Below are 19,149 nucleotides of genomic sequence, written 5' to 3'. Positions count from 1 at the left end.
GAAAAGTTTGAGCGGACCAAGCCGCACGTCAACGTTGGTACGATTGGTCACGTTGACCACGGCAAGACGACGCTGACGGCAGCGATCACGACGGTTCTGACGAAGAAGTTCGGCGGCGAAGCGAAGGCGTACGACCAGATCGACGCGGCACCGGAAGAAAAGGCGCGCGGCATCACGATCAACACGGCACACGTCGAGTACGAAACGGCAAACCGCCACTACGCACACGTCGACTGCCCGGGCCACGCTGACTATGTGAAGAACATGATCACGGGTGCGGCGCAGATGGACGGCGCGATCCTGGTTTGCTCGGCAGCAGACGGCCCGATGCCGCAAACGCGTGAGCACATCCTGCTGGCGCGTCAGGTTGGCGTTCCGTACATCATCGTGTTCCTGAACAAGTGCGACATGGTGGACGACGCTGAACTACTCGAGCTGGTCGAGATGGAAGTTCGCGAACTCCTGTCGAAGTACGACTTCCCGGGCGATGACACGCCGATCGTGAAGGGTTCGGCGAAGCTGGCGCTGGAAGGCGACACGGGCGAGCTGGGCGAAGTGGCGATCATGAGCCTGGCAGACGCACTGGACACGTACATCCCGACGCCGGAGCGTGCAGTTGACGGCGCGTTCCTGATGCCGGTGGAAGACGTGTTCTCGATCTCGGGCCGTGGTACGGTGGTGACGGGTCGTGTCGAGCGCGGCATCGTGAAGGTCGGCGAGGAAATCGAAATCGTCGGTATCAAGCCGACGGTGAAGACGACCTGCACGGGCGTTGAAATGTTCCGCAAGCTGCTGGACCAAGGTCAGGCAGGCGACAACGTGGGTATCCTGCTGCGCGGCACGAAGCGTGAAGACGTGGAGCGTGGCCAGGTTCTGGCGAAGCCGGGTTCGATCACGCCGCACACGCACTTCACGGCTGAAGTGTACGTGCTGAGCAAGGACGAAGGCGGCCGTCACACGCCGTTCTTCAACAACTACCGTCCGCAGTTCTACTTCCGTACGACGGACGTGACGGGCTCGATCGAGCTGCCGAAGGACAAGGAAATGGTGATGCCGGGCGATAACGTGTCGATCACGGTGAAGCTGATCGCTCCGATCGCGATGGAAGAAGGTCTGCGCTTCGCAATCCGCGAAGGCGGCCGTACCGTCGGCGCCGGCGTCGTCGCCAAGATCATCGAGTAAGCCAGTTATTCGTTGATCGACAGTTTTGGGGCTGGCATCAGCCGGCCCCAGCATGGTTTAGGGGTATAGCTCAACTGGCAGAGCGTCGGTCTCCAAAACCGAAGGTTGGGGGTTCGATTCCCTCTGCCCCTGCCAAAAATCGCCACGTGTCCCACGTGGCATTTGTTTTAAGGTGTTATGGCGAATCCATCCGTCGAAACTGTAAATACCTCCGGCGATAAGCTGATGCTGGCCCTGGGCGTATTGCTGGTCTTGGCCGGATTCGTGGGCTTCTTCTGGCTGGCCAATCAGCAGTGGTACGTCCGCGGTGCCGCATTGGCGGTAGGTATTATCGCCGGCGTGGCCGTCGGCCTGATGTCCGCACCTGGCAAGAGCCTCATCGCGTTTGCCAAGGATTCGTACAAGGAAGTCCGCAAGGTCGTTTGGCCCACCCGCAAGGAGGCAACGCAAACCACACTCGTCGTGTTTGGTTTCGTGCTCGTGATGGCGATTTTCCTCTGGTTGAGTGACAAATCGATCGAATGGGTGATTTTCTCGGCGATTCTGGGTTGGAAATGATATGAGCGATACTCCGGCATCCCCGAGCGGAAAGCGTTGGTACGTCGTGCACGCCTACTCCGGTATGGAGAAGAGCGTGCAGCGCGCGCTTCAAGAGCGCATCGAACGTGCTGGCATGCAGGATAAATTCGGTCAGATCCTGGTTCCGACCGAAGAAGTGGTCGAAGTCAAAGGTGGCCACAAGGCTGTAACCGAGCGTCGTTTCTTCCCCGGCTACGTGCTGGTGGAAATGGAGATGACGGACGAAACGTGGCACCTCGTGAAGAACACGGCCAAGGTCACGGGTTTCGTCGGCGGTGCGCGTAACCGCCCGACCCCGATTTCCCCGAAGGAAGTCGAAAAGATCATGTCGCAGATGCAGGAAGGCGTCGAGAAGCCGCGCCCGAAGACCCTGTTCGAAGTTGGCGAGATGGTGCGTGTCAAGGAAGGCCCGTTCACGGACTTCAACGGCACTGTCGAGGAAGTCAACTACGAAAAATCGCGCGTGCGTGTGTCGGTCACCATCTTTGGCCGCTCTACCCCGGTCGAACTCGAGTTCGGTCAGGTCGAAAAAGTTTGATCCCGATTCGGTGGGCAGCCTCGGCTGCCCACCTTCGCGCTTACGGCTCGCGTTATGGCCGTTGAGGAGCGTCAGTAGCCAGCGGCGAAAGCGCGTTATCACTCACCGAACGCCGCTTGGCGTTCCAACGAGGTTTACAAATGGCAAAGAAGATTGTCGGCTTTATCAAGCTGCAGATCCCTGCAGGTAAAGCCAACCCGTCGCCGCCGGTCGGTCCGGCACTGGGTCAGCGCGGCCTGAACATCATGGAGTTCTGCAAGGCGTTCAACGCGCAGACTCAAGGCATGGAGCCGGGTCTGCCGGTGCCGGTGGTCATCACGGCATACGCTGACAAGAGCTTCACGTTCGTGATGAAGACGCCGCCGGCGACCGTCCTGATCAAGAAGGCGGCGAAGGTGGACAAGGGCTCGAGCAAGCCGCACACCGACAAGGTCGGTTCGATCACGCGCGCTCAAGCCGAAGAAATTGCGAAGACCAAGATGCCGGACCTTACGGCAGCTGATCTGGACGCAGCCGTTCGCACCATCGCTGGTAGCGCACGCTCGATGGGCATCACTGTGGAGGGCGTGTAAATGGCTAAGATCTCCAAGCGCCGTCAGGCATTCGCCGCCAAGGTCGACCGTCAGAAGCTGTACGCGATCGAAGACGCACTGGCACTCGTGAAGGAATGCGCGAGCGCGAAGTTCAACGAATCGATCGACGTCGCAGTGCAGCTCGGCATCGACGCGAAGAAGTCGGACCAGGTCGTTCGTGGTTCGGTCGTTCTGCCGGCAGGTACGGGCAAGTCGGTTCGCGTTGCCGTGTTCGCACAAGGCGACAAGGCCGAGCAGGCTCGTGCAGCAGGCGCGGAAATCGTCGGTATGGAAGACCTGGCTGAGCAGATCAAGGCTGGCCAGATGGACTTCGACATCGTGATCGCTTCGCCGGACACGATGCGTATCGTCGGTACGCTCGGTCAGATCCTCGGCCCGCGCGGCCTGATGCCGAACCCGAAGGTCGGCACGGTCACGCCGGACGTTGCGACTGCAGTCAAGAACGCGAAGGCTGGTCAGGTGCAATTCCGTGTCGACAAGGCCGGTATCATTCACGCGACCATCGGCCGTGCATCGTTCGAATCGACCGCACTGCGTTCGAACCTGTCGGCACTGATCGAAGCGCTGCAGAAGGCCAAGCCGGCAACGAGCAAGGGCGTCTACCTGCGCAAGATCGCACTGTCGAGCACGATGGGTGTCGGCGTGCGTGTCGACCAGGCTACGCTGGCAGCACAGTAAGCAAGTATTCGGGCCGCTTCGTTCGCGAAGCGGCCTACATGGGCTTTGGGCGGTTGTTCGTGCAGCAAGGCGGGCAACCGGTTATCAAAGACCGTTGGTGGGGCGCAGCAGGCAGGCGATCCCTTAATTCAAGCCAACGCAGATGGCGAACCCGAAAAAGTTTTGCAGTGGTGAAGCCGCAGGCCGTGAAGCGATTCCCGGCGTGAGGTGGAAATACTCCTAACGAGGTCGGACGCCGTTGTTGAACGAGGTACGTGAGGTTTCGTGCCGAACGTATCGTTTCTGGAGGCTAACCGTGCCGCTTAATAGAGAAGACAAGCAAGCCGTCGTCGCTGAGGTTGCCGCGCAAGTCGCGAAGGCCCAGACCGTTGTGCTGGCTGAGTATCGTGGAATTGCGGTTGGCGATCTGACCAAGCTGCGCGCGAAAGCGCGTGAGCAACAGGTTTACCTGCGCGTGTTGAAGAACACGCTGGCGCGTCGCGCTGTTGAAGGTACGCCGTTTGCTCCGCTGGCAGAGCAGATGACTGGCCCCCTGATCTACGGCATCTCGGAAGATGCAATTGCTGCTGCTAAGGTCGTCAACGACTTCAGCAAGGGCAATGACAAGTTGGTCATCAAGGCTGGTTCGTTCGATGGCAAGGTGATGGACAAGGCTGGCGTGCAAGCGCTGGCAAGCATCCCGAGCCGTGAAGAACTGCTCTCGAAGCTGCTGTTCGTTATGCAATCGCCTGTTTCGGGCTTCGCGCGTGCTCTTGCCGCGCTGGCCGAGAAGAAGCAAGCAGAAGCTGCGTAATCGAGCGAGCATCAGCGTCACTGATCGCTGGCTGTATCCGAATTCAATTTAGGAGTATTTCAAATGGCAATCGCAAAAGAAGACATCCTGGCAGCAGTCGAAGGGATGACCGTTCTGGAACTGAACGAACTGGTCAAGGCGTTCGAAGAGAAGTTTGGCGTGTCGGCAGCTGCAGTGGCAGTCGCTGGCCCGGCAGGCGGCGGCGCTGCTGCTGCTGCAGAAGAGAAGACCGAATTCACGGTCGTTCTGGCTGAAGCAGGCAGCAACAAGGTTGCAGTCATCAAGGCAGTTCGCGAACTGACGGGTCTCGGCCTGAAGGAAGCGAAGGACGTCGTTGACGGCGCACCGAAGGCTGTCAAGGAAGGCGTCGACAAGGCTGCTGCTGAAGAAGCCAAGAAGAAGCTGGAAGAAGCAGGCGCAAAGGTCGAAGTCAAGTAAGTTTCGACGCGCTGTGCGAAGGCTGGCGGTATTTTCACCGCCGGCCTTTTTGTGCTTTGTGGGGACGTTATTCTGGCACTCATTCGGGAGCCCGAATAATCGGCCCCAGAGGCCAAAGAAAACCGCCGAATCGTAATCAATGGTCGCGATCGGCGTTTCTCTTTGTCTTCTGAAGCGACTGCAGAAGGCAAGTTTGGTCGGGTAGCGGGCAACACAGGCATCCGCTGCCGTCAGCCAGCGGTTGGTAGCGGCCAACCACCAAGCTTCTCGGCTCGTTCAAGCCGTTGGACGGCCATCGGGTCTCAGTCGGTGAACACTCGGGTTTGAAACGTCCAGGTATTCCGCCTCGATAGCACCCGCCGTGATTCGGAGATCGTATGCAATATTCCTTCACCGAGAAGAAGCGCATTCGCAAGAGTTTCGCGAAGCGCCCCATCGTTCACCAAGTTCCGTTCTTGCTGGCCACCCAGCTTGAATCATTCAGCACGTTTCTGCAAGCCGATGTGCCGGCCACACAACGCAAGCCTGAAGGTTTGCAGGCCGCGTTCACATCGGTATTTCCCATTGTTTCGCACAACGGTTTCGCGCGCCTCGAGTTCGTGAGCTATGCGCTGTCCTCGCCGGCATTCAACATCAAGGAATGCCAGCAGCGTGGCCTGACGTACTGCTCCGCGCTGCGCGCGAAGGTCCGCCTTGTCATCCTCGACAAGGAATCGCCGAACAAGCCGGTCGTCAAGGAAGTGAAAGAGCAGGAAGTGTACATGGGCGAAATGCCGCTCATGACGCCGACGGGCTCGTTCGTCATCAACGGCACCGAGCGTGTCATCGTCTCGCAGCTGCACCGTTCGCCGGGCGTGTTCTTCGAACACGACAAGGGCAAGACGCACAGCTCGGGCAAGCTGCTGTTCTCGGCACGGATCATTCCGTACCGCGGCTCGTGGCTCGACTTCGAATTCGATCCGAAGGACATCCTGTACTTCCGCGTCGACCGTCGCCGCAAGATGCCGGTCACGATCCTGCTGAAGGCCATCGGCCTCACGCCGGAACAGATCCTCGCGAACTTCTTCGTATTCGACAACTTCACGCTGATGGACGAAGGCGCACAACTCGAGTTCGTGCCCGAGCGCCTGCGTGGTGAAGTCGCGCGTTTCGACATCACGGATCGTGATGGCAAGGTCATCGTCCAGAAGGACAAGCGGATCAACGCGAAGCACATTCGCGACCTCGAAGCCGCCAAGACCAAGTTCATCTCGGTGCCGGAAGACTATCTGCTCGGCCGCGTGCTGGCGAAGAACGTCGTCGATGGCGATACCGGCGAAGTGATCGCGAGCGCGAACGACGAAGTCACGGAAAGCGTGCTCGAGAAGCTGCGTGAAGCGGGCATCAAGGACATCCAGACGCTCTATACGAACGATCTGGACCAGGGTCCGTACATCTCGTCGACGCTGCGTGTCGACGAAACGACCGACAAGACGGCCGCGCGCATCGCGATCTACCGCATGATGCGTCCGGGCGAGCCGCCGACCGAAGAAGCGGTCGAGGCGCTGTTCAACCGTCTGTTCTACAGCGAAGAAGCGTACGACCTGTCGAAGGTCGGCCGTATGAAGTTCAACCGCCGCGTCAGCCGTGACGAGATCACCGGCCCGATGACGCTGCAGGACGACGACATCCTCGCGACGATCAAGATCCTCGTCGAACTGCGCAACGGCAAGGGCGAAGTGGACGACATCGACCACCTCGGCAACCGTCGCGTGCGTTGCGTCGGCGAACTGGCGGAAAACCAGTTCCGCGCGGGTCTCGTGCGTGTCGAGCGCGCGGTCAAGGAACGCCTCGGCCAGGCCGAAAGCGAAAACCTGATGCCGCATGACCTGATCAACTCGAAGCCGATTTCGTCGGCGATCCGCGAGTTCTTCGGTTCGTCGCAGCTGTCGCAGTTCATGGACCAGACCAACCCGCTGTCGGAAATCACGCACAAGCGCCGTGTTTCCGCACTGGGCCCGGGCGGTCTGACGCGCGAACGCGCAGGCTTCGAAGTGCGTGACGTGCACCCGACCCACTATGGCCGCGTGTGCCCGATCGAAACGCCGGAAGGTCCGAACATCGGTCTGATCAACTCGCTCGCACTGTATGCGCACCTGAACGAGTACGGCTTCCTCGAGACGCCGTACCGCAAGGTCGTGGACAGCAAGGTGACCGACCAGATCGACTACCTGTCGGCGATCGAGGAAGGCCGCTACATGATCGCGCAGGCGAACGCCGCGATCGACGAGAACGGCACGCTGGTCGACGAACTCGTGTCGTCGCGTGAAGCCGGCGAAACGATGATGGTCACGCCGGATCGCATCCAGTACATGGACGTCGCGCCGTCGCAGATCGTGTCGGTTGCAGCTTCGCTGATCCCGTTCCTCGAGCACGACGACGCGAACCGTGCACTGATGGGTTCGAACATGCAGCGTCAGGCCGTGCCGTGTCTGCGTCCGGAAAAGCCGGTCGTCGGTACGGGCATCGAGCGCACCTGTGCGGTCGACTCGGGCACGACGGTTCAGGCGTTCCGCGGCGGCGTCGTCGACTATGTCGACGCAGGCCGTATCGTGATTCGCGTGAACGACGACGAAGCGGTCGCGGGTGAAGTCGGTGTCGACATCTACAACCTGATCAAGTACACGCGTTCGAACCAGAACACGAACATCAACCAGCGTCCGATCGTGAAGATGGGCGACAAGGTCTCGCGCGGCGACGTGCTGGCCGACGGCGCATCGACGGACCTGGGCGAGCTCGCGCTCGGCCAGAACATGCTGATCGCGTTCATGCCGTGGAACGGCTACAACTTCGAGGACTCGATCCTGATCTCGGAGAAGGTCGTGGCCGACGATCGCTACACGTCGATCCACATCGAAGAGCTGAACGTCGTTGCACGCGACACGAAGCTCGGGCCGGAAGAAATCACGCGCGACATCTCGAACCTGGCGGAAGTCCAGCTCGGCCGTCTCGACGAATCGGGCATCGTGTACATCGGTGCGGAAGTCGAAGCGGGCGACGTGCTGGTCGGCAAGGTCACGCCGAAGGGCGAGACCCAGCTGACGCCGGAAGAGAAGCTGCTGCGCGCGATCTTCGGCGAGAAGGCTTCGGACGTGAAGGACACGTCGCTGCGCGTGCCGTCGGGCATGAGCGGCACCGTGATCGACGTCCAGGTATTTACGCGTGAAGGCATCCAGCGCGACAAGCGTGCGCAACAGATCATCGACGACGAACTGAAGCGCTACCGCCTCGACCTGAACGACCAGCTGCGCATCGTGGAAGGCGACGCGTTCCAGCGCCTCGCACGGATGCTCGTGGGCAAGGTCGCGAACGGCGGTCCGAAGAAGCTCGCGAAGGGCACGAAGATCGACCAGGCTTACCTGGAAGACCTCGACCACTACCACTGGTTCGACATCCGCCTCGCGGACGACGAAGCAGCGGCATCGCTCGAAGCGATCAAGAACTCGATCGAAGAAAAGCGTCACCAGTTCGATCTCGCGTTCGAAGAGAAGCGCAAGAAGCTCACGCAAGGCGACGAACTGCCGCCGGGCGTGCTGAAGATGGTCAAGGTGTACCTCGCGGTGAAGCGCCGCCTGCAGCCTGGCGACAAGATGGCAGGCCGCCACGGTAACAAGGGTGTCGTGTCGAAGATCGTCCCGATCGAAGACATGCCGTACATGGCCGACGGCCGTCCGGCAGACGTCGTGCTGAACCCGCTCGGCGTGCCGTCGCGGATGAACGTGGGTCAGGTTCTGGAAGTGCACCTCGGCTGGGCCGCGAAGGGCCTCGGCTGGCGTATCGGCGAAATGCTGCAGCGTCAGGCGAAGATCGAGGAACTGCGCGTGTTCCTGACGAAGATCTACAACGAGTCGGGCCGCCAGGAAGATCTGGAAAGCTTCACCGACGACGAGATCCTCGAACTCGCGAAGAACCTGCGCGAAGGTGTGCCGTTCGCAACGCCGGTGTTCGACGGTGCGACCGAGGAAGAAATGGGCAAGATGCTCGACCTCGCGTTCCCGGACGACATCGCGGAACAGCTCGGCATGAACCCGTCGAAGAACCAGGTCCGCCTGTACGACGGCCGCACGGGTGAAATGTTCGAACGTCGCGTGACGCTCGGCTACATGCACTACCTGAAGCTGCACCACTTGGTCGACGACAAGATGCACGCGCGTTCGACGGGCCCGTACTCGCTCGTCACGCAGCAGCCGCTGGGCGGTAAGGCGCAGTTCGGTGGCCAGCGTTTCGGTGAAATGGAAGTGTGGGCACTCGAAGCGTACGGCGCGTCCTACGTGCTGCAGGAAATGCTGACGGTGAAGTCGGACGACGTGACCGGCCGGACGAAGGTGTACGAAAACCTCGTCAAGGGCGATCACGTGATCGATGCAGGCATGCCGGAATCCTTCAACGTGCTCGTGAAGGAAATCCGCTCGCTCGGTATCGATATCGATCTCGACCGCAATTAATCGGACTACGGAGAGAAAGCAATGAAAGCTCTGCTCGATCTATTCAAGCAAGTCCAACAGGAAGAAGTTTTCGACGCGATCAAGATCGGTCTGGCCTCGCCCGACAAGATCCGTTCGTGGTCGTTCGGTGAAGTGAAGAAGCCGGAGACCATCAACTACCGTACGTTCAAGCCGGAACGCGATGGTCTCTTCTGCGCGAAGATCTTCGGGCCGATCAAGGACTACGAGTGCCTGTGCGGCAAGTACAAGCGTCTGAAGCACCGCGGCGTGATCTGCGAGAAGTGCGGCGTCGAAGTGACGCTGGCGAAGGTGCGTCGCGAACGCATGGGCCACATCGAACTGGCCTCGCCGGTCGCGCACATCTGGTTCCTGAAGTCGCTGCCGTCGCGTCTGGGCATGGTGCTCGACATGACGCTGCGCGACATCGAACGCGTGCTGTACTTCGAAGCGTATGTGGTGATCGAACCGGGCATGACGCCGCTGAAGGCGCGGCAGATCATGACCGAAGAGGATTACTACAACAAGGTCGAGGAATACGGCGACGAATTCCGTGCCGAGATGGGCGCGGAAGGCGTGCGTGAACTGCTGCGCGCGATCAATATCGACGAGCAGGTCGAGACGCTGCGCACCGAGCTGAAGAACACCGGCTCGGAAGCGAAGATCAAGAAGTACGCGAAGCGCCTGAAGGTCCTCGAGGCATTCCAGCGCTCGGGCATCAAGCCCGAGTGGATGATCCTCGAAGTGCTGCCGGTGCTGCCGCCGGAACTGCGTCCGCTCGTGCCGCTGGACGGCGGCCGTTTCGCGACGTCGGACCTGAACGACCTGTATCGCCGCGTGATCAACCGTAACAACCGGTTGAAGCGTCTGCTCGAGCTGAAGGCCCCTGAAATCATCGTCCGCAACGAAAAGCGGATGCTGCAGGAAGCCGTCGACTCGCTGCTCGACAACGGTCGTCGCGGCAAGGCGATGACGGGCGCGAACAAGCGTCCGCTGAAGTCGCTCGCCGACATGATCAAGGGCAAGGGCGGTCGTTTCCGTCAGAACCTGCTGGGCAAGCGCGTCGACTACTCGGGCCGTTCGGTCATCGTGGTCGGCCCGACGCTGAAGCTGCACCAGTGCGGTCTGCCGAAGCTGATGGCGCTCGAGCTGTTCAAGCCGTTCATCTTCAACAAGCTGGAAGTGATGGGCGTCGCGACGACCATCAAGGCGGCGAAGAAGGAAGTCGAGAACCAGACGCCGGTGGTGTGGGACATCCTCGAAGAGGTGATCCGCGAGCACCCGGTGATGCTGAACCGTGCGCCGACGCTGCACCGTCTCGGTATCCAGGCGTTCGAGCCCGTGCTGATCGAAGGCAAGGCGATCCAGCTGCACCCGCTCGTCTGCGCGGCGTTCAACGCCGACTTCGACGGTGACCAGATGGCCGTTCACGTGCCGCTGTCGCTCGAAGCGCAGATGGAAGCGCGCACGCTGATGCTGGCGTCGAACAACGTGCTGTTCCCGGCCAACGGCGATCCGTCGATCGTGCCGTCGCAGGATATCGTGCTGGGTCTGTACTACGCGACCCGCGAAGCGATCAACGGCAAGGGCGAAGGCCTGTCGTTCACCGGCGTGTCGGAAGTGATCCGCGCGTACGAGAACAAGGAAGTCGAGCTGGCATCGCGCGTCAACGTGCGGATCACCGAAATGGTCCACAACGAAGACAAGTCGGAAGGCGCACCGGCATTCGTGCCGAAGATCACGCTGTACGCGACGACCGTCGGTCGCGCGATCCTGTCGGAGATCCTGCCGCACGGCCTGCCGTTCTCGGTGCTGAACAAGCCGCTGAAGAAGAAGGAAATCTCGCGCCTGATCAACACGGCGTTCCGCAAGTGCGGTCTGCGCGCGACGGTGGTGTTCGCCGATCAGCTGATGCAGTCGGGTTTCCGTCTCGCGACGCGCGCCGGCATTTCGATCTGCGTGGACGACATGCTCGTGCCGCCGCAGAAGGAAACGATCGTCGGCGACGCCGCGAAGAAGGTGAAGGAGTACGACCGCCAGTACATGTCGGGTCTCGTCACCGCCCAGGAACGCTACAACAACGTGGTCGACATCTGGTCGGCGACGTCGGAAGCGGTCGGCAAGGCGATGATGGAGCAGCTGTCGACGGAGCCGGTGATCGACCGCGACGGCAACGAGACGCGCCAGGAGTCGTTCAACTCGATCTACATGATGGCCGACTCGGGCGCCCGGGGTTCGGCGGTGCAGATTCGTCAGCTGGCCGGTATGCGTGGCCTGATGGCGAAGCCGGACGGCTCGATTATCGAGACGCCGATTACCGCGAACTTCCGCGAAGGCCTGAACGTGTTGCAGTACTTCATCTCGACCCACGGTGCACGTAAGGGTCTGGCTGATACGGCACTGAAGACGGCAAACTCGGGTTACCTGACCCGTCGTCTCGTCGACGTCACGCAGGATCTGGTGGTGGTCGAGGACGATTGCGGCACGTCGAACGGCGTGGCGATGAAGGCGCTGGTCGAAGGCGGTGAAGTCGTCGAGGCACTGCGCGACCGTATCCTCGGCCGCGTCGCGGTCGCGGACGTCGTGAACCCGGAAACGCAGGAAACGCTGTACGAATCGGGCACGCTGCTCGACGAAACGGCGGTCGAGGAAATCGAACGCCTCGGCATCGACGAAGTGCGCGTGCGCACGCCGCTGACCTGCGAAACGCGTTACGGTCTGTGCGCAGCCTGCTACGGCCGTGACCTCGGCCGCGGCTCGCTCGTGAACGTCGGCGAAGCAGTCGGCGTGATCGCGGCACAGTCGATCGGTGAACCGGGCACGCAGCTGACGATGCGTACGTTCCACATCGGTGGTGCGGCATCGCGTGCGGCAGTGGCGTCGTCGGTCGAAGCGAAGAGCAACGGTATCGTGCGTTTCACGGCGACGATGCGTTACGTCACCAACGCGAAGGGCGAACAGATCGTCATCTCGCGTTCGGGCGAGGCGCTGATCACCGACGATATCGGCCGCGAGCGCGAACGTCACAAGATCCCGTACGGCGCGACGCTGCTGCAGCTCGACGGTGCGGCGATCAAGGCCGGCACGCAGCTGGCGACGTGGGATCCGATGACGCGTCCGATCATCACCGAGTACGGTGGTACGGTGAAGTTCGAGAACGTCGAGGAAGGCGTAACCGTCGCGAAGCAGATCGACGACGTGACCGGCCTGTCGACGCTGGTCGTGATCGACGTGAAGCGTCGCGGTTCGCAAGCTTCGAAGAGCGTGCGTCCGCAGGTGAAGCTGCTCGACGCGAACGGCGAAGAAGTGAAGATCCCGGGCACGGAACACGCAGTGCAGATCGGCTTCCAGGTCGGTGCACTGATCACCGTGAAGGACGGCCAGCAAGTGCAGGTGGGTGAAGTGCTTGCACGTATCCCGACCGAAGCGCAGAAGACGCGTGACATTACCGGCGGTCTGCCGCGGGTGGCGGAACTGTTCGAAGCGCGTTCGCCGAAGGATGCCGGCATTCTCGCGGAAGTCACCGGCACGACGTCGTTCGGCAAGGACACGAAGGGCAAGCAGCGTCTCGTCATCACGGACCTCGAAGGCAATCAGCACGAGTTCCTGATCGCGAAGGAAAAGCAGGTGCTGGTCCACGATGCTCAGGTCGTCAACAAGGGCGAAATGATCGTGGACGGCCCGGCCGATCCGCACGACATCCTGCGTCTGCAGGGTATCGAGGCGCTGTCGCGCTACATCGTCGACGAAGTGCAGGACGTGTATCGTCTGCAGGGCGTGAAGATCAACGACAAGCACATCGAGGTGATCGTTCGCCAGATGCTGCGTCGTGTGCAGATCACCGACAACGGTGATACGCGCTTCATCCCGGGCGAACAGGTCGAGCGTTCCGACATGCTGGACGAGAACGATCGCATGATCGCCGAGGGCAAGCGTCCGGCGTCGTACGACAACGTGCTCCTCGGTATCACGAAGGCGTCGCTGTCGACCGACTCGTTCATCTCCGCGGCATCGTTCCAGGAAACGACCCGCGTGCTGACCGAAGCGGCGATCATGGGCAAGCGCGACGATCTGCGCGGCCTGAAGGAAAACGTGATCGTCGGCCGTCTGATCCCGGCCGGTACGGGTCTCGCGTTCCACAAGGCACGCAAGGCGAAGGAGATGTCCGATCGCGAGCGTTTCGATCAGATCGCAGCGGAAGAGGCATTCGACTTCGGCACGCCGAGCGCGCCTGCGGAAGAGCCGCAACACCCGGCAGCCGAATAAGCGCGGGGCGGCGCGAGCCGCCTCACGTTGCGTATTCGCTGTCATCGAAACCGCCCGGTTCGCCGGGCGGTTTTTTTTATACGTCGTTCACGTGCATGACGGGCTTGCCGCACGCTTGCGCAGGCCCGTCATGCGCGTGCACGAACCCTGCCGATCGGCCAACGTTGCACGATTCGCCGCGCGTCGCGCGAGCGGGTTGTTAAAATCGCGGTCATCGTTCCGCCGTCCTCGTTCTCATCATTCATGTCCCGCGCCCTCGAAATCCTCGACGAAGTCTTTGGTTATTCCGCATTTCGCGGCCAGCAGGGCGAGATCGTCGAACACGTCGCCGGCGGCGGCGATTGCCTCGTGCTGATGCCGACTGGCGGCGGCAAATCGCTGTGCTACCAGATTCCGGCGCTGCTGCGCCGCGAGGCCGGGCAGGGCGCCGGCATCGTCGTGTCGCCGCTGATCGCGCTGATGCAGGACCAGGTCGCGGCGTTGAGCGAAGTCGGCGTGCGCGCGGCCTACCTGAACTCGACGCTGTCGGGCGCCGAGGCCGCGGCCACGGAGCGTGCGCTGCGCGAAGGCGAAATCGACCTGTTGTACGTCGCGCCGGAGCGCCTGATGACGGGGCGCTTCCTCGACCTGCTCGAGCGCGCGAAGATCGGCTTGTTCGCGATCGACGAAGCGCACTGCGTGTCGCAATGGGGGCACGATTTCCGTCCGGAATACATTCAGTTGTCGGTGCTGCACGAGCGGTTCCCGTCGGTGCCGCGTATCGCGCTGACCGCGACGGCCGATGCGATCACGCGCGACGAGATCATCCATCGTCTCGCGCTCGACGACGCCCGCGTGTTCGTGTCGAGCTTCGACCGCCCGAACATCCGCTACCGGATCGTCGAAAAGGACAACGCGCGTTCGCAGTTGCTCGATTTCATCCGCGCCGAACACACGAATGCCGACGGCACGACCGACGCCGGTGTCGTCTACTGCCTGTCGCGCCGCAAGGTCGAGGAAACGGCCGAATGGCTCAAGGCGCAGGGCGTGCGCGCGCTACCGTATCACGCGGGGATGGAGTTCGAGGTGCGGCAGAAGCACCAGGAAATGTTCCAGCGGGAGGAAGGCATCGTGATGTGCGCGACCATCGCGTTCGGCATGGGCATCGACAAGCCGGACGTGCGCTTCGTCGCCCACCTCGATTTGCCGAAGAGTGTCGAAGGCTACTACCAGGAAACCGGCCGTGCGGGCCGCGACGGGATGCCGGCAAACGCGTGGATGGCGTATGGGCTCGGCGACGTCGTCCAGCAGCGCAAGATGATCGACGAGTCCGATGCGGACGACGCGCACAAGCGCGTACAGACGTCGAAGCTCGATGCGCTGCTCGGACTGTGCGAGACGATCTCGTGCCGGCGCGTGCGGCTTCTGAACTACTTCGGCGAGGCGAGCCACCCGTGCGGCAACTGCGACACGTGCCTCGAACCGCCCGATTCGTGGGACGCGACGCGCGAGGCGCAGATGGCGCTGTCGTGCGTATTCCGCGCGCAGCGCGCGAGCGGCTTCAATTTCGGCTCGAGCCATCTGATCGAGATTCTGCGTGGCGGCCGCACCGAGAAGGTGCTGCAGCGCGGCCACGACCAGCTCAGTACGTTCGGGATCGGCGCGTCGCTGTCCGAGCCCGAGTGGCGCGCGATTTTCCGGCAGCTCGTGGCGTATGGCTATCTGGCGGTCGACCATGGCGGCTTCGGCGCGCTGATGCTGACCGAGGCCGCGAAGCCGGTGCTGAAGAACGAGGAGAAGGTCACGCTGCGCCGCTACGTGAAGCCGCAGCGCACGCGCCAGTCGTCGAGCCGCAGCGGCACGCGGGTCGACCCGACGGCCGGCATGGGCACGCGCGAGCGCGCACGCTGGGATGCGCTGCGCGCGTGGCGCGCGGAAACCGCGAAGTCCGACGGCGTGCCGGCCTACGTGATCTTCCACGACGCGACGCTGGCCGAAATTGCGCGCAATGCGCCGGAGACGATCGACGACCTGCGCCATATCCCCGGCATGGGTGTGCGCAAGCTGGAACGCTTCGGCGACGAAATCATCGACGTCGTCGAATCGGCATGACACAGGTGTTCCGACCCTTCCGGTAAACCGCCCGCGCGGTTGGCAAATCACGCAAGCCGTTGACTTCGTTGGCATTTCCGGCATATGATGCTGGGTTCCGGTATTCGGTGGGTCGAGCCGCGTTCGAAAGTTCGTGTCCGTATCGCCAGTTCGGAAATCAACTGTGCGTCGATTCTCGCTTTGCCCGAAATCGATGTGCAGATTTTGTTCAATTTCAGGAATAAACAATGCCAACCATCAACCAACTGGTTCGCAAAGGCCGTCAGTCGGAAACGACGAAGAGCAAGAGCCCGGCCCTGCAGGACTGCCCCCAGCGTCGCGGCGTGTGCACCCGTGTGTACACGACGACGCCGAAGAAGCCTAACTCGGCACTCCGTAAGGTCGCCAAGGTTCGTCTGACGAACGGCTTCGAAGTGATTTCGTACATCGGCGGTGAAGGCCACAACCTGCAGGAACACTCGGTTGTGCTGATCCGCGGCGGCCGTGTGAAGGACTTGCCGGGTGTGCGTTACCACATGGTTCGCGGCTCGCTGGATACCCAGGGCGTCAAGGACCGTAAGCAAGCGCGCTCGAAGTACGGCGCGAAGCGTGCAAAGGCTGCCAAGTAAGCAGTTTTTGATCAGGGATCGCCGCAGGGCGGTCAAGGCGGGAGTGCCGGATTGCCGGTGCTGTCGAGTAAGTGGTCACCCGGCCAAGCTGGTTAGTCGTGAAGATGTGATCGGGTTTGTTGGTGGCCGTGGGGCTGAATGCAGCTCCAACTGAACAGGTAAAGGAAGAATCATGCCGCGTCGTCGCGAAGTCCCCAAGCGGGAAGTGTTGCCGGATCCGAAGTTCGGCAACGTTGATGTAGCCAAGTTCATGAACATGCTGATGCTGTCCGGCAAGAAGTCGGTCGCAGAGCGCATCGTTTATGGCGCATTCGAACAAATCCAGACCAAGGGTGGCAAGGACCCGCTGGAAGTGTTCACCGTTGCGCTCAACAACGTGAAGCCGGTGGTCGAAGTGAAGAGCCGTCGCGTTGGTGGTGCCAACTATCAAGTTCCGGTCGAAGTGCGCCCGTCGCGTCGTATGGCATTGGCGATGCGCTGGCTGCGTGAGGCTGCGAAGAAGCGCAGCGAGAAGTCGATGGCCCTGCGCCTGGCAGGTGAACTCTCCGAAGCGGCCGAAGGCCGTGGCGGCGCGATGAAGAAGCGCGATGAAGTTCACCGCATGGCAGAAGCCAACCGCGCGTTCTCGCATTTCCGTTTCTAAGCGCCTGGCTGGGCTGTTAGCGGAAATAAATTCCGGGCGGGTGCGCTTTTCAGGCGCCTCGCCCGTTTGTGTTGAAGCATGATGCAGCAGGGCTGCATCGTGTCATCCCAGTAGAGGATCAAAGTGGCTCGCAAGACTCCTATCGAGCGCTACCGCAATATCGGTATTAGCGCTCACATCGACGCCGGCAAGACGACGACGACCGAGCGCATTCTGTTTTACACCGGTGTGAACCACAAGATCGGTGAAGTTCACGACGGCGCAGCCACGATGGACTGGATGGAGCAGGAACAGGAGCGTGGCATCACGATCACGTCCGCTGCTACCACGGCCTTCTGGAAGGGCATGGGCGGCAACTATCCGGAACACCGCATCAACATCATCGACACCCCGGGGCACGTCGACTTCACGATCGAAGTGGAGCGCTCGATGCGCGTGCTCGACGGCGCGTGCATGGTGTACTGCGCAGTGGGCGGCGTGCAGCCGCAGTCGGAAACGGTGTGGCGCCAGGCTAACAAGTACAAGGTGCCCCGTCTCGCGTTCGTCAACAAGATGGACCGTACCGGCGCGAACTTCTTCAAGGTCTACGACCAGCTCCGCCTGCGCCTGAAGGCGAATCCGGTTCCGGTCGTGGTGCCGATCGGCTCGGAAGAAAACTTCAAGGGCGTGGTCGACCTGATCAAGATGAAGGCGATCATTTGGGACGAAGCGTCGCAAGGCACGAAGTTCGACTACGTCGACATCCCGGCCGAGCTCGCCGAGACCTGCAAGGAATGGCGCGAAAAGATGGTCGAAGTGGCTGCTGAAGCCAGCGAAGACCTGATGAACAAGTACCTGGAAGAAGGCGATCTGCCGGAAGCCGACATCGTCAAGGCTCTGCGCGACCGTACGATCGCGTGCGAAATCCAGCCGATGCTGTGTGGTACCGCGTTCAAGAACAAGGGCGTGCAGCGTATGCTCGACGCCGTGATCGACTTCCTGCCGTCGCCGGTCGACATCCCGCCGGTCAAGGGCGAGCTCGAAAACGGCGAAGAAGCGGAGCGCAAGGCGTCGGACGACGAGAAGTTCTCGTCGCTCGCGTTCAAGATCATGACCGACCCGTTCGTCGGCCAGCTGATCTTCTTCCGTGTGTACTCGGGCGTCGTCAACTCGGGCGACACGCTGCTGAACTCGACCAAGGGCAAGAAGGAACGCCTCGGCCGTATTCTGCAGATGCACGCGAACCAGCGTGAAGAAATCAAGGAAGTCCGCGCAGGCGACATCGCTGCTGCGGTCGGCCTGAAGGAAGCGACCACGGGCGACACGCTGTGCGACCCGGCGAACCCGATCGTTCTCGAGCGCATGGTGTTCCCGGAGCCGGTGATTTCGCAGGCTGTCGAGCCGAAGACCAAGGCTGACCAGGAAAAGATGGGCCTCGCGCTGAACCGTCTGGCGCAGGAAGACCCGTCGTTCCGCGTGCAGACCGACGAAGAGTCGGGCCAGACCATCATTTCGGGCATGGGCGAGCTCCACCTCGAAATTCTGGTTGACCGGATGAAGCGTGAATTCGGCGTGGAAGCGACCGTCGGCAAGCCGCAGGTTGCATACCGCGAAACGATCCGTTCGACGGCGAAGGACGTCGACGGCAAGTTCGTCAAACAGTCGGGTGGTCGCGGCCAGTACGGTCACGCGGTCATCACGCTCGAGCCGAACGAACAAGGCAAGGGCTACGAGTTCTTCGACGAGATCAAGGGTGGTGTGATTCCGCGTGAATACATCCCGGCGGTCGACAAGGGTATCCAGGACACGCTGAAGTCGGGCGTGCTGGCTGGCTTCCCGGTCGTCGACGTGAAGGTTCACCTGACGTTCGGTTCGTACCACGACGTTGACTCGAACGAAAACGCGTTCCGCATGGCCGGTTCGATGGCGTTCAAGGAAGCGATGCGCAAGGCGAACCCGGTCGTCCTCGAGCCGATGATGGCTGTCGAAGTCGAGACGCCGGAAGACTACATGGGCAACGTGATGGGCGACCTGTCGGGCCGTCGCGGCATCGTCCAGGGCATGGAAGACATGGTTGGCGGCGGCAAGATCGTTCGCGCCGAAGTGCCGCTGTCGGAAATGTTCGGTTACTCGACGTCGCTGCGTTCGCTGACGCAAGGTCGTGCAACGTACACGATGGAGTTCAAGCACTACGCTGAAGCTCCGCGCAACGTTGCTGAAGCGATCATCAGCGCGAAGTCGAAGTAAATCTGTAGCTACCAACCGATTATTTTTTGAAAG

13 protein-coding genes and 1 tRNA gene are annotated in these 19,149 nt (G+C 61.4%); all 14 read left to right on the top strand.

All coding sequences use genetic code 11. The annotated features are described in order from the left end of the window. Positions 1-1,182 (top strand): elongation factor Tu (gene tuf / locus DIE08_RS24855; protein WP_034191706.1); only part of this gene is annotated, 1,182 nt, incomplete at its 5' end. A gap of 59 nt (positions 1,183-1,241) precedes the next feature. Then, positions 1,242-1,317: transfer RNA gene (locus DIE08_RS24850), tRNA-Trp, on the top strand. Positions 1,318-1,359: 42 nt separating this feature from the next. Further along, positions 1,360-1,740 carry a preprotein translocase subunit SecE gene (gene secE / locus DIE08_RS24845; RefSeq protein WP_006482892.1) on the top strand — a complete coding sequence of 127 codons (381 nt, stop codon included), beginning with the start codon at positions 1,360-1,362 and terminating at the stop codon, positions 1,738-1,740. Position 1,741: 1 nt separating this feature from the next. Next, entirely contained in the window at positions 1,742-2,299 is a 558-nt protein-coding gene (gene nusG / locus DIE08_RS24840) for a transcription termination/antitermination protein NusG (protein WP_006400672.1), read from the top strand. A gap of 140 nt (positions 2,300-2,439) precedes the next feature. Continuing rightward, positions 2,440-2,871, top strand: coding sequence for a 50S ribosomal protein L11 (rplK, locus tag DIE08_RS24835; RefSeq protein ID WP_006400671.1), 432 nt, complete (start codon positions 2,440-2,442; stop codon positions 2,869-2,871). After that, complete coding sequence (rplA, locus tag DIE08_RS24830) at positions 2,872-3,570, top strand: 50S ribosomal protein L1 (RefSeq protein WP_059535563.1); 699 nt, start codon at positions 2,872-2,874, stop codon at positions 3,568-3,570. A gap of 295 nt (positions 3,571-3,865) precedes the next feature. After that, a complete protein-coding gene (rplJ, locus tag DIE08_RS24825) occupies positions 3,866-4,363 on the top strand; it encodes a 50S ribosomal protein L10 (RefSeq protein ID WP_059599773.1) in 498 nt (165 codons plus the stop codon). A 63-nt stretch (positions 4,364-4,426) separates the two neighbouring features. Beyond that, on the top strand, positions 4,427-4,801 hold the full coding sequence (gene rplL / locus DIE08_RS24820) for a 50S ribosomal protein L7/L12 (RefSeq protein WP_021161757.1): 375 nt from the start codon (positions 4,427-4,429) through the stop codon (positions 4,799-4,801). A gap of 377 nt (positions 4,802-5,178) precedes the next feature. Next, positions 5,179-9,285 (top strand): DNA-directed RNA polymerase subunit beta, encoded by a 4,107-nt coding sequence (rpoB, locus tag DIE08_RS24815; protein ID WP_059599774.1) that lies wholly within the window; start codon positions 5,179-5,181, stop codon positions 9,283-9,285. Between the two features lie 21 nt (positions 9,286-9,306). Next, positions 9,307-13,548: a DNA-directed RNA polymerase subunit beta' gene (gene rpoC, locus DIE08_RS24810; protein ID WP_059599775.1), complete on the top strand. Its 4,242-nt coding sequence runs from the start codon at positions 9,307-9,309 to the stop codon at positions 13,546-13,548. Between the two features lie 243 nt (positions 13,549-13,791). Continuing rightward, positions 13,792-15,639, top strand: coding sequence for a DNA helicase RecQ (gene recQ, locus DIE08_RS24805; RefSeq protein WP_059599776.1), 1,848 nt, complete (start codon positions 13,792-13,794; stop codon positions 15,637-15,639). A 227-nt stretch (positions 15,640-15,866) separates the two neighbouring features. Continuing rightward, entirely contained in the window at positions 15,867-16,247 is a 381-nt protein-coding gene (gene rpsL, locus DIE08_RS24795) for a 30S ribosomal protein S12 (protein ID WP_006400662.1), read from the top strand. Positions 16,248-16,419: 172 nt separating this feature from the next. Then, positions 16,420-16,890, top strand: a complete 471-nt coding sequence (rpsG, locus tag DIE08_RS24790; RefSeq protein ID WP_006477195.1) for a 30S ribosomal protein S7 — start codon at positions 16,420-16,422, stop codon at positions 16,888-16,890. A gap of 123 nt (positions 16,891-17,013) precedes the next feature. Further along, complete coding sequence (fusA, locus tag DIE08_RS24785) at positions 17,014-19,116, top strand: elongation factor G (RefSeq protein ID WP_059535572.1); 2,103 nt, start codon at positions 17,014-17,016, stop codon at positions 19,114-19,116. Positions 19,117-19,149: the final 33 nt, after the last annotated feature.

Origin of the sequence: Burkholderia sp. Bp9004 (assembly GCF_003858025.1) — a bacterium.
Classification (GTDB): domain Bacteria; phylum Pseudomonadota; class Gammaproteobacteria; order Burkholderiales; family Burkholderiaceae; genus Burkholderia; species Burkholderia diffusa.
The sequence above is the reverse complement of the archived record's forward strand: the minus strand, read 5'-3'. Positions and strand labels throughout refer to the sequence as shown.